This window comes from Gordonia amicalis NBRC 100051 = JCM 11271 (assembly GCF_000332995.1).
In the GTDB taxonomy this organism is placed as follows: Bacteria; Actinomycetota; Actinomycetes; order Mycobacteriales; family Mycobacteriaceae; genus Gordonia; species Gordonia amicalis.
This window is the reverse complement of sequence record NZ_BANS01000017.1, coordinates 64,876-87,017: the sequence shown is the minus strand read 5'-3', so window position 1 is coordinate 87,017 and position 22,142 is coordinate 64,876. Positions and strand designations below refer to the sequence as shown.

The window sequence follows — 22,142 nt, the reverse complement described above, 5'->3', positions numbered from 1 at the left end:
TCCGCATGACGGGGGCGTCCGGCTTCGGCACCCGCTACCGGCGGGTGACGGCCGAACGCGGACGCCTGTGCGCGGGTATCGACCCGCACGCGGGGCTGCTGACCGGCTGGGGCCTGGACATGTCCGTCGACGGGTTGTCGCGGTTCGCCGACATCTGCGTCGAGGCGCTGGCCCCGTCGGCGGCGGTGATCAAGCCCCAGGTCGCCTTCTTCGAGCCGTTCGGCGCCGCGGGCTTCGCGGTGCTCGAACGGGTCATCGCGGGCTGCCGCGAGGCGGGTGCCCTGGTGATCGCCGACGCCAAGCGCGGTGACATCGGCTCGACCATGTCGGCGTACGCACAGGCGTGGTTGGCCGACGCCTCACCGCTGTGCGCCGACTCGGTGACCGCCTCGCCGTACCTCGGCTACGAATCGCTGCGCCCGGCGCTTGACCTGGCACGGGCGGGGGAACGCAGCGTGTTCGTCCTCGCGCGAACCTCCAACCCGGAGGGCGGGGACGTGCAGCAGGCGCGGACGGGGGAGCGGACGGTCGCCCAGTCGATCGTCGATGCCGCGGCGGCCGAGAACGCCGACGGCACCGCGACCGCCGGCCTCGTCGTGGGTGCGACCCGCGAGCACGGACTCGACCTGGCCGACCTGAACGGCCCGATCCTGGCGCCGGGTCTGGGTGCTCAGGGAGCCACCGCCGAGGATCTGAAGGTGGTCTTCGCCGACGCCGACCCCGGGTGGGTGCTGCCGGCGAGTTCGCGCGGAGTGCTCCGCGCCGGTCCCGACGTCGACGCACTGCGCGACGCGTTCGTCCGGGCCCGCGACGAGGTCGAGACCGCACTGGGCTGAGGCGACCGCCCGGTTCCGTGCGACGGCGCGACACGCGCAAAGCGCCGTCGAATTCCAGACGAATCTGGTCACACCACTCCAGTCACATCTGTCTCAGTACGTCGATCGCTCGATCGCGAGTACTTCGCATTGCTATCGATCTCGTTCACCGGCGCCACTGTCGTGACCTGCGGGTATGATGTAAAACCCGTCGTCAGAGCGGTGCAACACCGAGTGGAGCGCCGGTGTGCCGGGCCGAAGTGCCGCGGTGCACTACAACATGAGAAAACACCGCGAAAACGGGGGGTCGCGCTCGCAAATGCCTGATCACGTGGGTACGGTCGCATTCGCCGCCAACAATCGGCAGTGCCGGACGGGTACCCCACCCGACCGCATCGTTGCGAAGACGACGCAGCGCCGCCCGCGTGGCAACAGCCGTCGGACGCCTCACGGCGGACGACGACAGTCCCAATCAAGAACGAAAGACGGAGGAACCCGTGGCCCTTCCCCAGTTGACTGACGAGCAGCGCGCCGCTGCGTTGGAGAAGGCAGCTGCCGCTCGTCGCGTCCGCGCTGAGCTCAAGGAGCGCCTGAAGCGCGGTGGCACCGATCTCCAGCAGGTGCTCAAGGACGCCGAGAACGACGAGATCCTGGGCAAGATGAAGGTCTCGGCACTGCTCGAGGCCCTGCCCAAGGTCGGCAAGGTCAAGGCTCAGGAGATCATGACCGAGCTGGAGATCGCTCCGACCCGCCGCCTGCGCGGTCTCGGCGACCGTCAGCGCAAGGCCCTGCTCGAGAAGTTCAGCTCCTGAACGTGAGCAATGCAACCGAACACGGCAGCGTGACGGTTTCGTGGGACCGGCGGTGACCAACCGGCCGGAAACCGCGGGAGCCGCACGCACGAGGGGTCGACTGATCGTCTTGGTCGGCCCCTCGGCCGTCGGCAAGTCCACCGTCGTCGCCAGGGTGCGCGCCGCATTGCCGGACCTGTACTTCAGCGTCTCGGCGACGACCCGCGCACCGCGTCCCGGTGAGGTCGACGGCCGCGACTACCACTTCGTCTCGGCCGAGGACTTCGACCGGATGATCGCCGGCGACGAGCTCTTGGAGTGGGCGGAGATCCACGGTGGCCTGCAGCGATCGGGTACCCCGCTCGCGCCCGTCCTCGCTGCCCTGGAGGCCGGTAAACCCGTTCTGGTGGAGGTCGACCTCGTCGGTGCGCGCAACGTCGTCACCCGTCTGCCCGAGGCGACCACCGTCTTCCTCGCCCCGCCGAGCTGGGACGAACTCGTCGCCCGGCTGACCGGCCGCGGCACCGAGAGCCCCGAGGCGATCGAGCGCCGGCTCGCCACCGCGAAGGTCGAGATGGCTGCCCGAGACGAGTTCGACCACGTCATCGTGAACAGCGAAGTCGACCGAGCGGCCTCCGACTTGGTATCCTTGCTGGTCGGACCTGAGCAGCCCACCGCGCCCGCGACCTGACCAGCCTCTCTGACATCCCAGACCTCGACGCAGGAGTTTGTGTGACCACCCCGACCAATTTCGACATCACCGAGATCGCCGACGCACCGGCATACGACACACCGCTGGGTATCACCAATCCCCCGATCGACGATCTCCTCGAGCGCGCCTCGTCGAAGTACGCCCTCGTCATCTACGCGGCCAAGCGTGCGCGCCAGATCAACGACTACTACAACCAGCTCGGTGACGGCATCCTCGAGTACGTCGGCCCGCTGGTCGAGCCCGGCCTCCAGGAGAAGCCGCTGTCGATCGCGCTCCGCGAGATCCACTCCGATCTGCTCGAGCACACCGAGGGCGAATAGTCGCGGCGTCGGGTATGACCACACCGACCAAGAAACGACGCCGAATCCTCATCGGCGTCGGTGGAGGCATCGCCGCATACAAGGTGTGCTCGGTGATCCGCCACTTCACCGAGTCCGGGCACGACGTCCGCGTGGTGCCGACCCCGGCGGCCCTCGAGTTCGTCGGCAAGGCCACCTTCGAGGCGCTCAGCGGTAACCCGGTCAGCACCACCGTCTTCGACGACGTCGACGAGGTCGCGCATGTGCGTCTGGGCCAGGGCGCCGACCTCGTGATCATCGCGCCGGCGACCGCGGACCTCATGGCCCGCGCTGCTCAGGGACGCGCCGACGATCTGCTCACCGCATCGCTGCTCACCGTGCGGTGCCCGGTGCTGTTCGTGCCGGCCATGCACACCGAGATGTGGGAGCACCCCGCCACCCAGGCCAACATCGCGACCCTGCGCGAACACGGTTCGACCGTCATGACGCCGGCGTCCGGTCGCCTCACCGCCACCGACTCCGGCCGCGGTCGTCTCCCGGACCCGCAGGAGATCGCCCTCATCGGCGAGCTGCTCCTCGACCGCGCCGACGCACTGCCGTACGACCTCGCCGGTGTCCGCGTGCTGATCAGTGCCGGCGGCACCCGCGAACCGCTCGATCCGGTGCGCTACCTGGGCAATCACAGCTCGGGCAAGCAGGGATTCGCCCTGGCCCGGGCAGCTGCACAGCGTGGGGCGAGCGTCACCGTCGTCGCCGGTTCGACGACCGACCCCGGTGACCCCGCCGGCGTGCACATCGTCCGGATCTCGAACGCCCAGGAACTCTCCGAGGAGATGACCAAGCGCGCGGCCGACGCCGACGTCGTCATCATGGCCGCCGCCGTGGCCGACTTCCGGCCCGTCGCGGTGGCCGACGCCAAGATCAAGAAGGGCGATCAGGGTCCGGCCCCGATCGAGCTGACCACCAACCCGGACATTCTCCGCGGGCTCGTCGAGGCGCGGGACGACGGCCGTATCCCCTCGGAGACCGTCATCGTCGGATTCGCCGCCGAGACCGGCGACGAGACCGGCGGGGTCCTCGACCACGGTCGCGCAAAGCTCGCCCGCAAGGGTTGCGACCTGCTGGTGGTGAACGCGGTCGGCGACGGCAAGGCGTTCGGCACCGAGGACAACACCGGCTGGCTGCTGTCGGCCAAGGGCGACGAGACCGCGCTGCCCTTCGGGTCGAAAACACTCATGTCGAGTCGAATACTTGACGAAGTGCGACAACTGGTGCCTGATGGTCCGGGGGCCTGAGCGGCACCGCAGCGAAACCGACCGCTGTGTAGTTTTGAAGTGACTCCCACCGGCCACGACGACCGGACGATACCTGCCAAACGGCGCCGGAAGATCCGCGCGCGAGATCTCGAGAGGATCTGATGACCACCTCGTCACGCCTGTTCACGAGCGAATCCGTCACCGAGGGGCATCCCGACAAGATCTGTGACGCGATCAGCGACTCGATCCTCGACGCCATCCTCACCGACGACCCCAACGCGCGGGTCGCGGTGGAGACGCTGGTGACCACCGGCCAGGTCCACGTCGCGGGTGAGGTCACGACCACCGCGTACGCAGACATCCCCGGCATCGTCCGCGCCAAGATCCTCGAGATCGGCTACGACTCCTCCACCAAGGGCTTCGACGGCGCGTCGTGCGGCGTCAACGTCGCGATCGGCGCTCAGTCGCCGGACATCGCCGGCGGCGTCTTCAACTCCCACGAGAGCCGCAGCGGTATCTCCGAGGACGAGATCGACAGCCAGGGCGCCGGTGACCAGGGCCTGATGTTCGGTTACGCCACCAACGAGACCCCCGAGCTGATGCCGGTGCCGATCGCGCTGGCCCACCGTCTCTCCCGTCGTCTCACCGAGGTCCGCAAGGACGGCACGCTGCCGTACCTGCGTCCCGACGGCAAGACCCAGGTCACCATCGAGTACGACGGTGACACCCCGGTCCGCCTCGACACCGTCGTCCTGTCGACCCAGCATGCGGCCGACATCGACCTCCACAACCTCCTGGCTCCCGACATCAAGAAGCAGGTCGTCGACGCGGTGCTCGCCGACATCGACCTGCCGACCCTCGACACCTCCGACTACCGACTGCTGGTCAACCCGACCGGCAAATTCGTCCTCGGCGGCCCGATGGGTGACGCCGGCCTGACCGGCCGAAAGATCATCGTCGACACCTACGGCGGCATGGCCCGCCACGGCGGCGGCGCCTTCTCCGGCAAGGACCCGTCGAAGGTCGATCGCAGCGCCGCCTATGCGATGCGCTGGGTCGCCAAGAACGCGGTCGCCGCCGGCCTGGCCGATCGCATCGAGGTCCAGGTGGCCTACGCGATCGGCAAGGCCGCGCCGGTCGGTCTGTTCGTCGAGACCTTCGGCACCGAACACGTCGACCCCGCGGTCATCGAGCGGGTCATCAAGGAGAACTTCGACCTGCGTCCGCTCGCGATCATCCGCGACCTGGACCTGCTGCGACCGATCTACGGCCCGACCGCCGCGTACGGCCACTTCGGTCGTACCGACGTCGATCTGCCGTGGGAGCGGACCGACCGCGCGGACAAGCTGCGCGCGGCCGCCGGTCTCTGACCCCGAAGGGCGCAGTCCCTGCCCCCGAAAGGCGCACGGGTCCCGGCTGATTCGCTGCCGGTGGCCCGTGTTCTGCCCATTCTCGGACTCGCACACCTCGACCGGCCGTTCGACTACCTGATCGACTCCGATCAGGATGCGACGGCGGTTCCGGGCGTGCGGGTCCGTGTTCGGTTCTCCGGTCGTCTCGTCGACGGGTACCTGCTCGACCGGATCGAGAAGAGCGATCACCCCGGCAAACTGGGGTGGCTCGACCGGGTCGTCTCCGCCGAGCCGGTCCTGTCGCCGGAGTTGGCGACGCTGTGCCGTGCGGTCGCCGATCGCTACGCCGGCACGATGGGAGACGTTGTCCGTCTGGCGATCCCGCCGCGCCATGCGCGGACCGAGAAGGAGACGACGCCCGAGCCCGCGACTGTCGTCGAGGCGCCCGACCTGGAGGCGTGGTGTCGCTATCCGTTGGCCGAATCGTTCCTCGAGGCGCTCGCCGACGGTGGGCACCCGCGGGCGGCGTGGCAGGCCCTGCCGGGTGAGGACTGGGCGCGTCGGCTCGCCGAACTCGCCGCGGCGACCCTGGCGGTCGGACGCGGATGCATCATCGTCGTGCCCGACCAGCGGGACCTCGACCGGGTGTGGGCGGAATGTGAACCACTCATCGGCGATCGGGGAGTGGCTCTGGCCGCCGGGCTCGGGCCCACCGCGCGGTACCGCCGCTGGCTGGCCGCGCGCCGGGGTGCGGCGAAGCTCGTGATCGGCACGCGCAGTGCGATTTTCGCGCCGGTCACCGACCTCGGTCTGGTGGTCGTCTGGGACGACGGCGACGACAGCATGGCCGATCCGCGGGCGCCGTATCCGCACCCGCGGGAAGTCGCGGTGCTGCGGTCGCACCGGGAACGCTGCGGACTCATCCTCGGCGGCTTCGCCCGGACGGCGGAGGCGCAGGCGCTCGTCGCATCGGGCTGGGCACACGACCTCGTCGCCGACCGTCCGCTCGTCCGCCACCGCAGCCCACGGGTGCAGGCCATCTCCGACGACGACCGCCAGATCGCGCGCGATCCGATGGCGAGGTCCGCACGCATCCCCGAGGTCGCCTTCGATGCAGCCCGTTCGGCGTTCGCCGCCGACCAGCCGGTGGTGTTCAGCGTTCCGCGCCGCGGTTACGTGCCGTCGCTGGCGTGTACCCGGTGCCGGGAACACGCGCGGTGTCGTGCCTGCAACGGACCACTGCAGATGGACGGCCACCAACGTCTCAGTTGCCGATGGTGTGGCCGCCCGGAGCGATCGTTCCGCTGCCCCGAGTGCGGCAACACGAAGGTGCGGGCGACGGTCACCGGCGCCCGACGGACCGCCGAGGAACTCGGACGCGCCTTCGCGGGCGTGCCGGTCCACACCAGTGGCGGAGACACCATCATCGACGAGATCGAGCCCGGCGCACGGCTCGTCGTCGCGACACCGGGGGCCGAACCGGTCGCCCCGGACGGCTACGGGGCGGCGATCGTCGTCGACACGTGGGCACAACTCGACCGCGCCGATCTTCGTGCGGAGGAACACGCGGTGCGACGCTGGATGGCGCTGGCCGGCATGGTCCGACCGCACGGCGACGGAGGTCGCGTGGTGATCGTCGCCGACTCGACGCTGGCGCCGGTCCAGGCGCTGATCCGTTGGGATCCGGTCGGTTTCGCGTCGCTGCAGCTGACTCAGCGTGTCGAACTGGGCTTCCCGCCGGCGGTCACGATGGCGTCGGTGGACGGTCCGACGCAGGTGATCACCGACTTCGTGGAACATCTCGAACTACCCGAGGGGTCGGACGTGCTCGGGCCCGTGCCGCTTCCACCGGGGGTGCGGCCGCCGGCCGGTAGCGCCGAGTGGGAGGCCGCCGCGGACGACGAGATGGACCGCATCCTGGTGCGGTTGCCGCGCAAGCACGGACGGCTCCTCGCGCAGGCTCTCGCCGCGGGGCAGGCGCGGCGCAACACGCACCGGCAGACCGGGCCGATCCGGGTTCAGGTGGACCCGCCTACGATCGGATGAATGCGCATCGTTTTCGCCGGCACCCCCGAGGTGGCCGTGCCGTCGTTGCAGGCCCTGCTGGACTCGCCGTCGCATGAGGTCGTCGGCGTCATCACCCGGCCCGACGCGGTGTCGGGCCGTGGTCGCAAGGTCGTGCGGTCACCGATCGGCGTGCTCGCCGACGAGCACGGCCTCGAGGTGATCACCCCGCGACGGATGTCCGAGCCGGACGTCGCCGAGGTTCTGCGACGCTGGGCCCCGGATTGCGGTGCGGTGGTGGCCTACGGCGGACTCGTGCCGGAGGATCTTCTCGCGCTCCCGACCCACGGCTGGATCAACCTGCATCTCTCGGTGCTGCCGGCCTGGCGTGGCGCCGCGCCGGTGCAGGCAGCGATCGCCGCGGGCGATGAGGTGACCGGTGCGAGCACCTTCCGCCTGGAGAAGGGTCTCGACACCGGGCCGGTGTTCGGCGTCCTCACCGAGACCATCCGGCCCACCGACACGAGCGGTGATCTCCTCGGGCGTCTGGCCGAGGCCGGGGCGGGTCTACTGGTGAACACGCTCGACGGCATCGAGGCCGGGGGACTCGTCCCGGAACCGCAGCCCGCTGCCGGTGTCAGCCACGCGCCGAAGGTCGAGGTCGAGGACGCGCGGATCCGCTGGGATCTGCCCGCGCACATCATCGATCGCCTCATTCGCGCCTACACTCCGGCACCCGGTTCGTGGACGAGTCTCGACGAAGCGAGGATCAAGGTGGGCCCCGTGCGGCCCGTCGCCGACGACGACACGTCGCTGCCGGAATCGGTACGCGCGGAGCCCCTGGCCGCGGGGGTCATCGCGGTGACCAAGAAGGCGGTGTTCGTCGGTACCGGTTCGACGCCGGTACGACTCGGCACCGTTCAGCCGCCCGGCAAGAAGCCGATGCCGGCCGCCGACTGGGCCCGTGGTGCCCGACTGACCGATGGGACGGTGCTGGGATGAGTGCGGACCGGAAGTTCCGGCAGAAGGATCTGGACCCGGCGCGCGTCGCGGCGCGGGACACGCTGCGCGCGATCCGTGAACGTGATGCCTACGCGAATCTGGTTCTCCCGAAGATGCTGCGGGACCGCAGGATCGAAGGTCGCGACGCGGCCTTCGCGACCGAACTCGCATACGGCACGGCGCGGGCCCAGGGGCTGCTGGATGCGGTGATCGCCTCGGCGGCCAAGCGTCCCGTCGGCGAGATCGACGGCCCGGTGCTCGATGTACTGCGGTTGGGCGCTTACCAATTGCTGCGTACGCGCGTCGGATCCCATGCCGCGGTGTCGACGTCGGTGGACCTGGTGCGTTCCGAGAACGGGATGGGACCTTCGGGTTTCGCGAATGCCGTGCTGCGCAAGGTGTCGCAGAAGACCGAGGAGATGTGGGTCGACGAGCTCGCGCCGTCGCCCGCCGAGGATCTCGTCGGCTACCTGGCCTTCCAGTACGCGCATCCCCGCTGGATCGCGGAGGTGTTCCGGGATGCGCTCGGCGGGTCGGCCGGCCAGTTGCAGGCGGCACTCGCTGCCGACGACGAACGTCCGCCCGTACATCTGGTCGCCCGGCCGGGTTACATCACCGCCGAGGAGCTGGCGCTGACCAGCGGGGGAGAGGAAGGCAGGTTCTCGCCGTACTGCGTGTATCTGCCGAGCGGTGATCCGGGCGACGTGGATGCGATCCGTGAGGGCTATGCCGGTGTGCAGGACGAGGGCAGCCAGCTGATCGCGCGCGCGGTGACGGTCGCCGAGGTCGCCGATGACTCCGGCCGCTGGCTCGACATGTGCGCCGGCCCGGGCGGCAAGGCCGCGCTGATCGGTGCGCTCGCCGACATCGACGGCGCCCGGCTGGATGCGATCGAGGTGTCGAAGCATCGCGCCGAGCTGATCCGCAAGGTGGTCAGCGACCTGCCGGTGACGATCCATGTCGCCGACGCCCGGTCGAGTGGCCTCGAACCGGGATACGACCGCATCCTGCTCGACGCGCCGTGTTCCGGGCTCGGCTCGCTGCGTCGCCGGCCCGAATCGCGTTGGCGCCGAACCGCTGCCGACGTCGACGAGCTCGTCGTGCTGCAGAAGCAGTTGCTGACCGAGGCGCTTCGGCTCGTGAAATCCGGTGGCATCGTGGTCTATTCAACCTGTTCGCCGCACCCGGCCGAGACCACCGCGGTGGTCGCCGACGTACTGGCATCGGTCGACGGCGCTCGTCAGCTCGACGCCCGCCCGCTGGTGACCGTCGGAGAGCTCGGACCGGAACTGCTCGGCGATGGTCCGCATGTGCAGTTGTGGCCGCACATCCACGGCACCGACGCGATGTTCCTGGCGGTCCTCACCAGGGACTAGAAGTCAGTGTCCTGCTGACCCTGTCACTGTTGCGACGCCTTGGTAGTCGGCGACCGCGGCTTGGCCGGTCCATTCGTATTCGAGGATCAGGAGTCCTGCGGGCGTTGCCGTTTGGTGTGTCAGCCGGAATCCGAGGCTGGTTGCGTTGCGACCGAACAACTGTCGGCCGGTGCCGAGCGCTGTCGGGGCGACGACCAGACGTAGCGCGTCGACGAGACCGGCTTCGAGGAGCGACCCGGCGAGGGTGTTGCTGCCCTGGACCTGGAGTTCGCGGCCAGACTTCGATCGCATGGTTGACACCGCTGCCACTGCATCGCCGCCGAGGAGAGTTGCGGGCCCCCACGGGAGTTCGGTGAGCGTGCTGCTCACGACGTACTTGGGTAGGCCGTTCATCCGTTCCGTGAACGGGTCTCCGGGGTCGGTGATCTGCGGCCAGTCGCGCGCGAAGGCCTCGTAGGTTCGACGCCCCAGGAGCAGTCCGTCGGCGAGGTCGAGCCACGCCGATGCCTTCCGGATGAAGGTCTCGTCCATGTGCGGCACGAGCCATCCGCCGGCGGAGAAGCCGTCGGAGGTGTCCTCGTCGGCCGATCCGGGTCCCTGGGTGACGCCGTCAAGAGTCATGAATTCGGTGATGGTGATCTTCATTGCCGGGCCTCGCTTTCCACCAGTTCGGTGAGCGCCGCGGTCGCCGAGCCCCAGCCGTCGTAGAAGCCGAGTTCATGATGTCGGTCGCGATCGGATGGATTGCCGTGGCGCACGACGACGCTGTACTGGGTTCCGTTGGTGTGTTCGGCGAAGGTGATCTCGGCGGTCATGGGAACCGGCGCGGGCTCTGCGGGACGCCAGGAGCTGTCGATGGCATTGGTGAACACCAGGCGTTCGTTGTCGTCGACGACCAAGAAGACAGCATCCATGTGCGGGACGAAGGTCTCGCCGTCGTCGCTCATCTGCGTGACGAGAGCGCCGCCGGGGCGTGGCTCGAGTCGTTCGACCCGGGTGACGGTCGGGGAGGGCGTCCACCACTTCGCGAGCTGTTCGGGACGCGTCCAGGCATCCCAGATCCGTTGTCGCGGTGCGCGGATGATGCGTTGCAGGGTGAGGTCGAGTTCGGGGTCGATCATGATGTCTCCTGGGGTTCGGTGACGAAGGCTTCGAGTCGGTCAGTGCGTTCGGACCAGACCGTGCGCTGGTGTTCGAGCCAGGTCTGCAGGCGTCGCAGGCGTCGCCGGTCGAGCGTGCACATCCGCGTTCGGCCGGTCTTCTTGGTCATGACCAGTCCGCTCTCCTCGAGGACCTTCAGGTGCTTCATGAAGGAGGGGAGCGTCATGGGGAAGGGGCCGGCGAGTTCTCCGACTGTCGCGGGGCCGCGCCCGAGACGTTCGACGACGGCGCGGCGGGTCGGGTCCGCCAGCGCACCGAAGATCTCGTCGAGCGTGACCGAACTGTTTGCCATGTGGCTAAGTGTTGCATGGTTTGTCGCTGAACTCAACGGCTAAGTGATCTGGGTGAGAAATGGTTGTGGAAAGGCGCGGCGGAGCAGTGAGTATTCAGGTACTATCGAACGTATGTACGAAACCGATGTAGCGGAAACGCGGAGGCCGTCAACGGGTGACTTGCGCGCTCTCGTGAGCCTCCTTGCCGGCATGGCTGCGGGGGCTGGCGAGGCCGAGTCGGTGGAGCGGCTGACTGTGCTCGAGGAGATCAAGTCGGCGTGCGCTGCGGCCCAGGTGCGTGAGACCGCGAACCTCGATCAGTTGCGTGCTGACGATGAGGCGGCGCGGAATGTACCGCAGCAGCGACGGGGTCGAGGGCTCGCCGCTGAAGTCGGGCTGGCGCGCAAGGCCTCACCGCAGAAGGGGAGTCAGTACCTCGGGTTCGCTCGTGCTCTGGCGCACGAGATGCCGCACACGATGGCCGCACTCACGGACGGGGTGTTGACAGAATGGCGAGCCACGATCCTCGTCCACGAAACCGCTTATCTGACTCGCGAATCGCGGAAGGAGATCGACCGGCGGGTGTGTGACGACCGTCAGGCCCTGGTGGGTGCTTCCGATCGAGAGATCGAAGCCAGGGCGAAGCGTCACGCCTACGAACTCGAGCCGGCGGCAGTGGTCGCGCGAAAGGCCAAGGCCGAGAAAGATCGTCGCGTCAGCGTGCGGCCGGCGCCCGATCTGATGACCAAGCTGTCGGCGCTGTTGCCGATGGCGCAGGGGATCTCGGTGTACGCCGCGCTCAAGAAGCACGCCGATTCGGTGCTCGGTGCAGACGATCGCACCCACGCCCAGATCATGGCCGACACGCTGGTCGAACGCGTCACCGGTCGCGCTGCCGCAGAGCCTGTTCCGGTTGCGGTGGACATGATGATGTCCGATGAGTGTCTGCTCGGGCTGAACGATTCGGCCGCGGAAGTGGTGGGGTACGGACCTGTTCCGGCAGAAGTGGCGCGGGAACTTGTCTCTGCTTCGGTTTCGCCGGATGGTGAGACCGCCTCGACGCTGCGTCGCCTCTATGCACGTCCGTCCGATGGTGCGTTGGTGACGATGGAGTCCCGTTCCCGCGGGTTCCCTCCCGCACTCGCGCACTTCATCCGGTTACGAGATCAGCGGTGCCGCACTCCGTACTGCGGTGCGCCCATCACGGAGATCGATCACGCGAAACCCCATCGTCACGACGGTCCCACGAGCGAGGCCAACGCCGACGGCATCTGCGTCACCCACAATCGTGCGAAAGAGGCCGATGGCTGGACATATTCGGTCCGCGTGGCCGGCGACATCCGGGTCATCGACGTCATCACTCCGACCGGTGCACGACATCGGAGTACTGCACCGCCGGTCGTCGGGCATCGAGACCCCAGACGAAGCGGCATCGAAACGAAGCTTCTGCAGTTGCTCGCGGTGGCCTGAGTCTTCGGTCGAGTCCGGGTTGTGGATGACACTTCCCGACATTCGTAGGCTCTATTAGGTTGTCTGACGTGGCGTGTCGTCGTGAGCGTCTGCGCCGGGGACGGGGGAACGGACCTGATGGCGGATCGTTTTGGGAGAGCCCATTTCGTCGGGTGCTTACTCCTCGCGGTCGTAGTTGCGGGCTGTGGTGTGCCTCAGGACTGGCCCTCAGTTCCCGGCGTATCGCGTACCACGGATCGGTCACGATCGAGTTCACGCGGTCGGAGAGCGGAAGCCCGTCAGCGAAACAAGAAGGCGCCAGGCGGGCTCCTTCGCATTCCGTGTTCGGAAACTGGCACGTCACCTTCTACGACCGACTCGGCGTCGGACCCGAGAACCGGGCCGATATCGTGGCGTGCGATGCCCTCCCCCCGAACCCGGATCTGCCCGCGGTTGGCGTCGAAGAGGGATTGCAGCCCTGGCCGACGCTTCTGCCGTCCCCCGGGTGGCCGGCCGGCGGGGTCTGAGACACCCGAGCGCTTTCGTCCGCAGACCCACCTCGTCCTACACTTGTTCACCATGTGCACCGCCGGTAACGCGCCCATGATCGCCCCGTCCATCCTGTCCGCGGACTTCGCGAATCTCGCCGACGAGGCGGCCGCTGTCGCCAAGCCGGGTGCCACCCGCGCCGACTGGTTGCACGTCGACGTCATGGACGCGCACTTCGTGCCGAACCTGACCCTGGGTCTGCCGATCGTCGAGAGCCTGCTGAAGGCGACCGACATCCCGCTCGACTGCCATCTGATGATCGAGAACCCCGAGCGCTGGGCGCCGCCGTACGCCGAGGCCGGCGCGTACAACGTCACTTTCCATGCGGAGGCGACCGAGAACCCGATCGGCGTCGCCCGCGACATCCGCGCCGCCGGCGCGAAGGCCGGTCTGTCGCTCAAGCCGGGTACCCCGCTCGATCCCTATCTGGAGATCCTCCGCGACTTCGACACCCTGCTGATCATGAGTGTCGAACCCGGCTTCGGCGGACAGAAGTTCATGCCCGAGGTCCTCGAGAAGGCCCGCGCCATCCGCAAGTTCATCGACGCCGAGGACCTGAGGCTGCTCGTCGAGATCGACGGCGGCATCAACGCCGACACCATCGAAGAAGCCGCCGAGGCCGGAATCGACTGCTTCGTCGCGGGCTCGGCCGTCTACGGTGCCGCCGACCCGGGCCAGGCCGTCGCCGCCCTGCGCGAATCCGCCGCCCGGGCGCGCGCCAAGAGCGACGTCTGACGCACCTCGTGGACATCGCCGCCGCCATGGATCGCGCCATCGAGGCGTCGTATGCGGCCATGGGTGTCAGTTCACCCAATCCTCCTGTCGGAGCAGTGATCCTGGCGGCCGACGGCACCCTGGCGGGCGTCGGTGCGACCCAACCGCCGGGCGGCCCGCATGCCGAGGTGATGGCACTGCGCGCGGCCGGCGAGGCAGCGCGGGGCGGTACCGCGATCGTCACGCTCGAGCCCTGTAACCACACCGGGCGCACCGGGCCGTGTTCGCAGGCACTCATCGAAGCGGGCGTTGCCGAGGTCCACTACGCGGTCGGTGACCCCAACCCGGTCGCCGCGGGCGGCGCCGACACCCTGCGAGCTGCCGGCGTCCGGGTGACCGGGGGAGTCGCGGCCGACACCGTGGAGAACGGTCCACTGCGTCCGTGGCTCACCCGACAGCGGCTCGGGCGGCCGATGGTCACCGCCAAGATCGCCGCCGGCGTCGACGGCCGGATCGCCGCACCCGACGGCACCAGTCAGTGGATCACCGGCCCCGAAGCGCGCGACCACGCCCACCGGCAGCGCGCACGCCTCGACGCCATCGTAATCGGCACCGGCACCGCACTCGCCGACAACCCCACGCTCACCGCCCGCACCTCTGCCGGCGGCCTGTACCCACAGCAGCCGGCACGCGTGGTGCTCGGACACCGCGACCTGCCCACCGACGCCAACCTCCGCGACGACACCGGAGGGCCGCTGGTCCTGGTCCGATCACACGACCCGGCCGACGTCCTCGCCGCACTTCCCGACGCGCTCTGGGTCCTGGTGGAGGGCGGCCCGCACATCCTGGGCGCCTTCTTCGACGCCGGGCTCGTCGACGAGGTGCACGCCTACGTGGCGCCGATGGTGCTGGGCGCCGGTCGTAGCTCGGTCGAGATACCCGGTGTCACCACGCTCGCCGACGCCAAGAGGTTCCGCACCGCGCACACGACGACGCTCGGCGATGACGTCTTGATCACACTCGCACGGCGTTCGCCGACGATCCGGCAGGACTGAGCAGGCCGAGATGAGCGACACACCGACAGGCATCCATTTCACTCAGCGAAATCGCAATGCGACGCCGTTCTTGCATCGTGCTAGCGTCGATGTCACCAGTTCTCGGGGCGGGGTGAAATTCCCCACCGGCGGTGATGAGGGTGCGGTGGATACGCATCTTCCAGCCCGCGAGCGCCTGTCGAACGGCAGGGACAGCAGATTCGGTGAGATTCCGGAGCCGACGGTCACAGTCCGGATGCGAGAGAACAGGCGACACAGTGCCGCCCTGTCTGCTCCGAGCGAGCAGGAGGAGTGCGTGTTCACCGGAATCGTGGAGGAACTCGGCGTCATCGCCGACCGCGAGGATCTCTCTGATGCAGCCCGCTTCACCGTGCGGGGACCCATCGTCACCGCCGATGCGGGCCACGGCGACTCCATCGCGGTCAACGGCGTGTGTCTGACCGTCGTCGACCTCCGTCCCGGGGAGTTCACCGTGGACGTGATGGGTGAGACGCTGCGCCGCAGCTCCCTGTCCGACCTCGCCGCGGGGAGCACCGTCAATCTCGAGCGCGCCATGCCCGCGAACGGGCGTTTCGGCGGCCACATCGTGCAGGGCCACGTCGACGGGACCGGGCGCGTCCTGTCCGTCAGTCCGTCGGAGAACTGGACGGTCGTGCGGATCGGCGTCCCGGAGAAGCTGACCCGCTACCTCGTCGAGAAGGGGTCGATCACCGTCGACGGGGTGTCGTTGACCGTCTCGTCGGTCGGCGGATCGGGTGACGACTCGTGGTTCGAGATCTCCCTGATCCCCACCACTCTCAACGAGACCAACCTCGGTGCCACCACGCCGGGCACCGTGGTCAACCTCGAGGTCGACGTGATCGCGAAGTACGTGGAGCGCCTTCACCTGGGCTCCGAGCACAGAGATGTCCCTGCGCTTGATGTGACAGAGGCGAAATGAGCACAACGAGTGAGGTTCTGATGAACGAATCGCCGCGTGACGGTGACGACGTGACCAGTGGTGAGGGAGTCACGTTCGACACGATCGAACGGGCCATCGCCGACATCGCCGCGGGCAAGGCCGTCGTCGTGGTCGACGACGAGGACCGCGAGAACGAGGGCGACCTGATCTTCGCGGCCGAGATGGCCACCCCGGAACTCGTCGCCTTCATGGTGCGCTACACCTCGGGCTACCTGTGCGTCCCGCTCGACGGCGACGCCTGCGACCGCCTCGGCCTGCCGCCGATGTACTCGATGAACCAGGACAAGCACGGCACCGCCTACACCGTGACCGTCGACGCCCGCGAGGGCATCGGCACCGGGATCAGCGCCTCGGACCGCGCCACCACGATGCGTCTGCTCGCCGACCCGGCGGCCACGGCCGGCGACTTCACCCGTCCCGGCCACGTCGTCCCGCTGCGGGCCAAGGAGGGCGGCGTGCTGCGTCGTCCCGGCCACACCGAGGCCGCCGTCGACCTGGCCCGCCTCGCCGACCTCGCACCGGCAGGCGTCATCTGCGAGATCGTCAGCCAGAAGGACGTGGGCTCGATGGCCCGCACCGACGAGCTGCGCGTCTTCGCCGACGAACACGACCTCGCGCTGATCTCGATCGCCGACCTCATCGCGTGGCGCCGCCGCCACGAGAAGCACGTCGTGCGCGTCGCCGACGCCCGGATCCCGACCCGCCACGGCGACTTCCGCGCCGTCGGCTACTCCAGCGTCTACGACGACGTCGAGCACGTCGCCCTGGTGAAGGGCGACATCGCCGGCGAAGACGGCGAGGGACACGACGTCCTGGTGCGTGTGCACTCGGAGTGCCTCACCGGCGATGTCTTCGGGTCGCTGCGCTGCGACTGCGGTCCGCAGCTCGACGCCGCGATGGAGATGGTGGCCGCCGAAGGCCGCGGCATCATCCTGTACATGCGCGGCCACGAGGGACGCGGCATCGGCCTCCTGCACAAGCTGCAGGCCTACCAGCTGCAGGACGCCGGCGCCGACACCGTCGACGCCAACCTGGAACTGGGCCTGCCCGCCGACTCCCGCGACTATGGCCTCGGCGCCCAGATCCTCGTCGATCTCGGGGTCACGTCGATGCGGCTGCTCACCAACAACCCGGCCAAGCGCGTCGGCCTCGACGGCTACGGCCTGCACATCGTCGACCGCGTGCCGATGCCGGTGCGCCCCAATGCCGAGAACCTGCGCTACCTTCGCACCAAGCGCGACCGGATGGGACACGACCTCGCGGGCCTCGACGATCACGCGCATCCCAGCGACGACGCATCCGAAGGAGCCCCCGCATGAGCGGCCACGGAGAACCGACCCTCGAACTCGCCGACGCCGGCACGCTCCGGCTGGCGATCGTGTCGTCGCAGTGGCACGAGAAGATCTGCGGCGCACTGCTCGACGGAGCGCTGCGGGCGGCCGACGAGAACGGTGTCACCGAGCCCACCGTCGTGCAGGTCGCCGGTGCGATCGAACTGCCGGTCATCGCGCAGGCGCTCGCCCGCACCCATGACGCCGTAGTCGCGCTCGGTGTCGTGATCAAGGGCGAGACACCGCATTTCGAGTACGTGTGCGACGCGGTGACCGCCGGGCTGACCCGCGTCTCGCTCGACGAGTCGACCCCCGTCGGCAACGGTGTGCTGACGGTGCTGACCGAGGAGCAGGCGATCGCGCGGTCGGGCCTGCCCGGCTCGACCGAGGACAAGGGCGCGCAGGCGACCGTGGCCGCGCTGGCCTCGGCGCTGACCCTTCGCGCGCTGCAACGCGGCGAGGCCCCGCCGACCGCGGTCGGAGGAGCATCGGCGTGACCTCCCCTCGTTGGGACCTGGTGTACCGGCCGCGCAAGCTGCCGCGATACGCGATCGCGGCAGCCGTCGTGATCATGGCGATCCACATCACCTTCGGGCTGCTGCTGACGATCGAGGACGTCGGCGTCCGTAACCTCGGCGGCGCCGACCAGGTCGCGATCATCCTCATCGGTGTCCTGTTCACGGGCGCCACCCTGCTGCTGACCCGGCCGCGATTGCGTGTCGGCCCCGAGGGCGTCGAGGTGCGCAACCTGGTACCCACGCGCCTGTTCACCTGGGACAAGGTCCTCGGACTGACCTATCCGGAGAAGGGATTCGGCGCCTGGCTGCTGTTCCCGTCCGACGAACACATCACCGTGCTGGCGGTCCAGGCGGGCGACGGTCCGCGGGCCATCGAGGCGATGGCGCGGTTCCGCGAGCTCGAAGAGCGCTATCGCGGGACCGTCCGACCCGCCAACTAGCCTGGAACACGTGGCCGACCCGACTACCTACCGTCCTGCTCACGGAACCATCCCGACCGATCCCGGGGTGTACAAGTTCCGTGACGAGCACGGTCGTGTCATCTACGTGGGCAAGGCCAAGAACCTCCGGTCACGCCTGACGTCGTACTTCGCCGACATCGCCTCGCTGCACCCGCGCACCCGCCAGATGGTGACGACGGCGGCGTCGGTCGAGTGGACCGTCGTGGGCACCGAGGTGGAGGCACTCCAGCTCGAATACAACTGGATCAAGGAATTCGATCCGCGGTTCAACGTCCGCTACCGCGACGACAAGACCTATCCGATGCTGGCCGTCACCCTCAACGAGGAGTACCCGCGGCTGTTCGTCTACCGCGGTCCGCGGCGCCGCGGCGTGCGCTACTTCGGGCCGTACTCCCACGCATGGGCGATCCGTGAGACCGTCGACCTGCTGACGCGGGTGTTCCCGGCGCGGACCTGCTCGGCGGGCGTGTTCAAGCGGCATCAGCAGATCGACCGTCCGTGCCTGCTGGGCTACATCGACAAATGTGCCGCACCGTGCATCGGCCGGGTCGACGCCGAGGAACACCGCGAGATCGTCGAGGACTTCTGCGACTTCCTGGCCGGCCGAACCGACCTGTTGATCCGCAAGCTGGAACGTGACATGACGGCTGCTGCCGAGGACCTCGACTTCGAGCGCGCGGCCCGCCTGCGCGACGACATCGGCGCACTGCGGCGTGCCATGGAGAAGCAGGCCGTGGTGCTCGGAGACGGCACCACCGCCGACGTCGTCGCGGTCGCCGGCGACGAACTCGAGGTGTCGGTCCAGGTCTTCCACGTGCGCGACGGCCGCGTCCGAGGTCAGCGAGGCTGGGTCGTCGAGCGCAGCGACAACGGAACCGACGGCGATGTCATCGGCGACTTCATCACGCAGTTCTACGGTGCGCAGGTCGATTTCGACGCGACGGTCGACGTGGGTGAGGACCGCGCTCACGGCGAGTCGGTGCCGCGTGAGGTGCTGGTCCCCGAATTACCGGCCAACGCAGCCGAACTCGAGGAATGGCTGTCCGGACTCCGGGGGAGCAGGGTCACCCTGCGGGTGCCGCAGCGCGGTGACAAGAAGGCGCTGTTCGAGACCGTTGCCCGGAACGCCGGGGAAGCGCTCACACAGCACAAGCTCCGACGCGCCGGCGACCTGACCACCCGGTCGGCCGCGCTCACCGAGCTTCAGGAGTCGCTGATGCTCGACCAGGCGCCGCTGCGCATCGAGTGCGTCGACATCTCGCATGTGCAGGGCACCGACGTGGTCGCCTCCCTCGTCGTGTTCGAGGACGGCCTGCCGCGCAAGTCCGACTACCGGCACTATTCGATCCGCCACGCCGCCGGTGACGGTCATTCCGACGACGTCGCGTCGATCGCCGAGGTCACCCGCCGCCGGTTCCTGCGTCACCGTGCCGACCGCGACGCACCACCACCGGAGTCGGGGGAGGTCGGCGCCGAGCCCCAGACCCCCGCGCAGCCACGGAAGTTCGCGTATCCGCCCAACCTGTTCGTCGTCGACGGCGGTGCACCTCAGGTGCATGCGGCGGCGGCGGTCCTCGACGAACTGGGCGTCACCGACGTCTCGGTGATCGGACTCGCCAAACGCCTCGAAGAGGTGTGGGTGCCCGGCGAGGACGACCCCATGATCCTGCCGCGCAGCAGCCAGGCCCTGTTCCTGCTGCAACGTGTACGCGACGAGGCGCACCGGTTCGCCATCACCTTCCACCGCAGCAAGCGCAGCAAGCGGATGACCGAGTCGGTGCTCGACGGCATCCCGGGTCTCGGGAAGACGCGACGCACCGCGCTGGTGACGCACTTCGGATCGGTCGCGCGTCTACGTGAGGCATCCTTGGAGGAGATCGCCCAGGTCCCCGGGATCGGCCTGACCACCGCGCGTGCCGTGCAGACCGCACTCGGCGGTGACATGGTTGCAGAGACGGTGTCGCCGGTGATGAGCGAGACGGTGAACGAGGCAGAGATGACGGTGGTGACCGGTGACGCGGGACGGGGTGTCGATGAGTGAACGGGCCGAGGCCGAACACGACGAGAGGCCGGCCGGTGGCACGTCCGACGCGGCGCCGGACGAACTGACCGTCCTGTTCGTCACGGGCATGTCCGGCGCGGGTCGCTCGACGGCGGCCAACGTACTCGAGGACGACGGCTGGTACGTCGCCGACAACGTTCCGCCCTCACTGATCTCGACGATGGTCGGGATGGTCCGCGAGAGCGACCCCACGATCACTCGTCTCGCCATGGTGCTGCGTGCTTCCGACCCCAACCTGGCCCATGAACTCGAGCAGCTGCGGGACAGCCTCGGGCAGTCGGGGATTCGTACCCGTCTGCTGTACCTCGACGCGAGCGAGGAGGCCCTGGTCCGCCGGTTCGAACAGGTTCGTCGCCGACACCCGTTGCAGGGCAAGGAGACCCTCGTCGAGGGCATCGCCCGCGAACGTGCGATCCTGGCGCCCATCAAGAACGTGGCGGACCTCGTCGTGGAGACCTCGGGGCTGACCGCGGCCAAGTTGCGCTCCGTGGTGGAAGGCGTGGCACCCGGTGACACCGAACCGCGGCTGAGCATCGCGGTGCAGTCCTTCGGCTTCAAGTACGGATTGCCCATCGACTCCGATCTCGTCGCCGACGTCCGGTTCCTGCCCAATCCGCACTGGATCGACGAACTGCGCGACCACAACGGTCAGGAGGCGCCGGTCCGCGATTACGTCCTCGGCCAGCCCGACGCCGGTGACTTCCTCGACCTCTACACCGGCCTGGTGTCCATCGTCGGTCGCGGATACCTGCGGGAAGGCAAGCGCTACATGACGATCAGTGTCGGCTGCACCGGTGGTAAACATCGCAGTGTCGCGATCTCCGAGGAGCTCGCCCACCGGCTCCGCAAGGCCGTCGACGACGCCGGCGCGGCCTCCTACGACGTGCGCGTGATGCACCGTGATCTGGGGCGCGAATGACCCGGAAGATCGTCGCCCTCGGAGGCGGCCACGGCCTGTACGCGACGCTGACCGCGATGCGCTATCTGAGCACCGACATCACCGCGGTGGTGACGGTCGCCGACGACGGGGGATCGTCGGGCCGCCTGCGTGCGGAGCTCGGACTCATCCCGCCCGGTGATCTGCGAATGGCGCTGGCCGCGTTGATGTCTGCGCCGAAGGCGCTCGAGGACTTCCAGACCGCCGGAGATCCCGACACCCGACGACGCCACGAGCTGTGGGCGGAGGTGCTGCAACACCGCTTCGGTGGTCGCGGCGCACTCGCCGGACACCCCATCGGCAACCTGATGCTCGCCGGTCTCACCGAGGTCCTCGGCGACACGGTCGCCGCACTGCAGGAGCTACGGTCGATGTTCGGGATCGTCGGACAGGTGCTGCCCATGTCGACCGTCCCGCTCGACATCGAGGCCGACGTGTCCGGGCTCGAGGCCGACCCGCGCATCAGCCGCGAGATCCGCGGCCAGGTCGCGGTCGCGACGACGCCCGGCAAGGTGCGCCGCGTGCGGTTGATCCCCGAGGATCCACCGGCCTGTGAAAGTGCGGTCGAGGCAATCGAATCCGCCGACCTGGTGATGCTCGGCCCGGGTTCCTGGTTCTCCAGCGTGATCCCGCATGTGCTGGTGCCGGAGCAGCTCAAGGCGTTGCAGCGCACCGGCGCCCGAAAGGTGCTCGCGGTCAACCTCGCACCCGAACCGGGGGAGACGCCCGGGTTCTCGGTGGAGCGGCATCTGCACGTCCTGCACGCCCATGCCGACACGTTCCGCGTCGACCACGTCCTCGTGGACGCGTCGTCGGTGCCGGCCGGACGCGAGCGCGAGCATCTCGTACGCGCGGCCGGACTGTTCGGCGCCGAACTGAACGTCGGCGATGTGGCGGTACCCGGCCGCCAGGTCCATGACCCGGCGAAAGTCGCCGCCGTGGTGAACGAACTGTGCGAAGGTGAATCGAACCGTTACTCTGACCGGGCGGACGCCTGAGCCAGGCGATGATTCGGCGTTTTCTCGAGGGACGTGTGGGCTGTTGACAGGAGGACAGGGACCGGTG

22 protein-coding genes and 1 riboswitch are annotated in these 22,142 nt (G+C 68.7%); of the genes, 19 read left to right on the top strand and 3 right to left on the bottom strand.

Features of this window, described 5'->3' with window-relative positions; translation table 11 throughout:
• Nucleotides 1-5 precede the first annotated feature (5 nt).
• From pyrF to GOAMI_RS09600, 9 genes are all read left to right on the top strand, one after another.
• Nucleotides 6-836: an orotidine-5'-phosphate decarboxylase gene (gene pyrF / locus GOAMI_RS09640; RefSeq protein ID WP_006436302.1), complete on the top strand. Its 831-nt coding sequence runs from the start codon at nt 6-8 to the stop codon at nt 834-836.
• Between the two features lie 476 nt (nt 837-1,312).
• Nucleotides 1,313-1,627: an integration host factor, actinobacterial type gene (mihF, locus tag GOAMI_RS09635; protein ID WP_004021989.1), complete on the top strand. Its 315-nt coding sequence runs from the start codon at nt 1,313-1,315 to the stop codon at nt 1,625-1,627.
• 40 nt (nt 1,628-1,667) lie between these two features.
• A complete protein-coding gene (gene gmk, locus GOAMI_RS09630) occupies nt 1,668-2,297 on the top strand; it encodes a guanylate kinase (RefSeq protein ID WP_006436301.1) in 630 nt (209 codons plus the stop codon).
• A 41-nt stretch (nt 2,298-2,338) separates the two neighbouring features.
• Nucleotides 2,339-2,638: a DNA-directed RNA polymerase subunit omega gene (rpoZ, locus tag GOAMI_RS09625; protein ID WP_006436300.1), complete on the top strand. Its 300-nt coding sequence runs from the start codon at nt 2,339-2,341 to the stop codon at nt 2,636-2,638.
• 14 nt (nt 2,639-2,652) lie between these two features.
• Nucleotides 2,653-3,912, top strand: a complete 1,260-nt coding sequence (gene coaBC / locus GOAMI_RS09620) for a bifunctional phosphopantothenoylcysteine decarboxylase/phosphopantothenate--cysteine ligase CoaBC (protein WP_006436299.1) — start codon at nt 2,653-2,655, stop codon at nt 3,910-3,912.
• Between the two features lie 122 nt (nt 3,913-4,034).
• Nucleotides 4,035-5,243 (top strand): methionine adenosyltransferase, encoded by a 1,209-nt coding sequence (metK, locus tag GOAMI_RS09615; protein WP_006436298.1) that lies wholly within the window; start codon nt 4,035-4,037, stop codon nt 5,241-5,243.
• A gap of 60 nt (nt 5,244-5,303) precedes the next feature.
• A complete protein-coding gene (locus GOAMI_RS09610; protein ID WP_006436297.1) occupies nt 5,304-7,271 on the top strand; it encodes a primosomal protein N' in 1,968 nt (655 codons plus the stop codon).
• Nucleotides 7,272-8,231, top strand: a complete 960-nt coding sequence (gene fmt / locus GOAMI_RS09605; protein ID WP_006436296.1) for a methionyl-tRNA formyltransferase — start codon at nt 7,272-7,274, stop codon at nt 8,229-8,231. It abuts the gene before it with no gap.
• Nucleotides 8,228-9,607, top strand: coding sequence for an RsmB/NOP family class I SAM-dependent RNA methyltransferase (locus GOAMI_RS09600; protein WP_006436295.1), 1,380 nt, complete (start codon nt 8,228-8,230; stop codon nt 9,605-9,607). Before fmt ends, GOAMI_RS09600 begins: the two co-directional genes overlap by 4 nt.
• 3 nt (nt 9,608-9,610) lie before the next feature.
• Here the strand turns inward: GOAMI_RS09600 and GOAMI_RS09595 are convergent, their stop codons facing one another.
• Genes GOAMI_RS09595 through GOAMI_RS09585 form a run of 3 tightly spaced genes read right to left on the bottom strand, consistent with a single transcriptional unit; the run spans nt 9,611 to nt 11,060 of the window.
• Nucleotides 9,611-10,252 (bottom strand): dihydrofolate reductase family protein, encoded by a 642-nt coding sequence (locus GOAMI_RS09595; protein WP_006436294.1) that lies wholly within the window; start codon nt 10,250-10,252, stop codon nt 9,611-9,613.
• Complete coding sequence (locus GOAMI_RS09590) at nt 10,249-10,728, bottom strand: SRPBCC domain-containing protein (RefSeq protein ID WP_006436293.1); 480 nt, start codon at nt 10,726-10,728, stop codon at nt 10,249-10,251. Before GOAMI_RS09590 ends, GOAMI_RS09595 begins: the two co-directional genes overlap by 4 nt.
• A complete protein-coding gene (locus tag GOAMI_RS09585; protein WP_006436292.1) occupies nt 10,725-11,060 on the bottom strand; it encodes an ArsR/SmtB family transcription factor in 336 nt (111 codons plus the stop codon). Before GOAMI_RS09585 ends, GOAMI_RS09590 begins: the two co-directional genes overlap by 4 nt.
• A 190-nt stretch (nt 11,061-11,250) precedes the next feature.
• Here GOAMI_RS09585 and GOAMI_RS09580 point away from each other — a divergent pair, with 190 nt between their 5' ends.
• The 10 genes from GOAMI_RS09580 to GOAMI_RS09530 all read left to right on the top strand — a co-directional run bounded on the left by GOAMI_RS09580 (nt 11,251) and on the right by GOAMI_RS09530 (nt 22,075).
• The gene (locus tag GOAMI_RS09580) at nt 11,251-12,510 is read left to right on the top strand and encodes a 13E12 repeat family protein (protein WP_006436291.1); all 1,260 of its coding nucleotides are present in this window, start codon (nt 11,251-11,253) and stop codon (nt 12,508-12,510) included.
• Nucleotides 12,511-13,068: 558 nt separating this feature from the next.
• Complete coding sequence (rpe, locus tag GOAMI_RS09570) at nt 13,069-13,773, top strand: ribulose-phosphate 3-epimerase (protein WP_040004721.1); 705 nt, start codon at nt 13,069-13,071, stop codon at nt 13,771-13,773.
• 8 nt (nt 13,774-13,781) lie between these two features.
• Complete coding sequence (gene ribD, locus GOAMI_RS09565; RefSeq protein ID WP_006436288.1) at nt 13,782-14,807, top strand: bifunctional diaminohydroxyphosphoribosylaminopyrimidine deaminase/5-amino-6-(5-phosphoribosylamino)uracil reductase RibD; 1,026 nt, start codon at nt 13,782-13,784, stop codon at nt 14,805-14,807.
• 94 nt (nt 14,808-14,901) lie between these two features.
• Nucleotides 14,902-15,058: riboswitch (FMN riboswitch) on the top strand.
• 44 nt (nt 15,059-15,102) lie between these two features.
• Nucleotides 15,103-15,747 carry a riboflavin synthase gene (locus GOAMI_RS09560; protein WP_006436286.1) on the top strand — a complete coding sequence of 215 codons (645 nt, stop codon included), beginning with the start codon at nt 15,103-15,105 and terminating at the stop codon, nt 15,745-15,747.
• 20 nt (nt 15,748-15,767) lie between these two features.
• Nucleotides 15,768-17,087: a bifunctional 3,4-dihydroxy-2-butanone-4-phosphate synthase/GTP cyclohydrolase II gene (locus tag GOAMI_RS09555; RefSeq protein ID WP_006436284.1), complete on the top strand. Its 1,320-nt coding sequence runs from the start codon at nt 15,768-15,770 to the stop codon at nt 17,085-17,087.
• The gene (ribH, locus tag GOAMI_RS09550) at nt 17,084-17,596 is read left to right on the top strand and encodes a 6,7-dimethyl-8-ribityllumazine synthase (protein ID WP_006436283.1); all 513 of its coding nucleotides are present in this window, start codon (nt 17,084-17,086) and stop codon (nt 17,594-17,596) included. Before GOAMI_RS09555 ends, ribH begins: the two co-directional genes overlap by 4 nt.
• On the top strand, nt 17,593-18,057 hold the full coding sequence (locus GOAMI_RS09545) for a PH domain-containing protein (protein WP_006436282.1): 465 nt from the start codon (nt 17,593-17,595) through the stop codon (nt 18,055-18,057). The genes ribH and GOAMI_RS09545 overlap by 4 nt, the downstream gene beginning before the upstream one ends.
• Before the next feature lie 10 nt (nt 18,058-18,067).
• Entirely contained in the window at nt 18,068-20,119 is a 2,052-nt protein-coding gene (uvrC, locus tag GOAMI_RS09540) for an excinuclease ABC subunit UvrC (RefSeq protein ID WP_006436281.1), read from the top strand.
• Nucleotides 20,091-21,059 carry an RNase adapter RapZ gene (rapZ, locus tag GOAMI_RS09535; RefSeq protein WP_006436280.1) on the top strand — a complete coding sequence of 323 codons (969 nt, stop codon included), beginning with the start codon at nt 20,091-20,093 and terminating at the stop codon, nt 21,057-21,059. Before uvrC ends, rapZ begins: the two co-directional genes overlap by 29 nt.
• Nucleotides 21,056-22,075, top strand: a complete 1,020-nt coding sequence (locus GOAMI_RS09530; protein WP_006436279.1) for a gluconeogenesis factor YvcK family protein — start codon at nt 21,056-21,058, stop codon at nt 22,073-22,075. Before rapZ ends, GOAMI_RS09530 begins: the two co-directional genes overlap by 4 nt.
• The last annotated feature ends 67 nt before the right edge of the window (nt 22,076-22,142 follow it).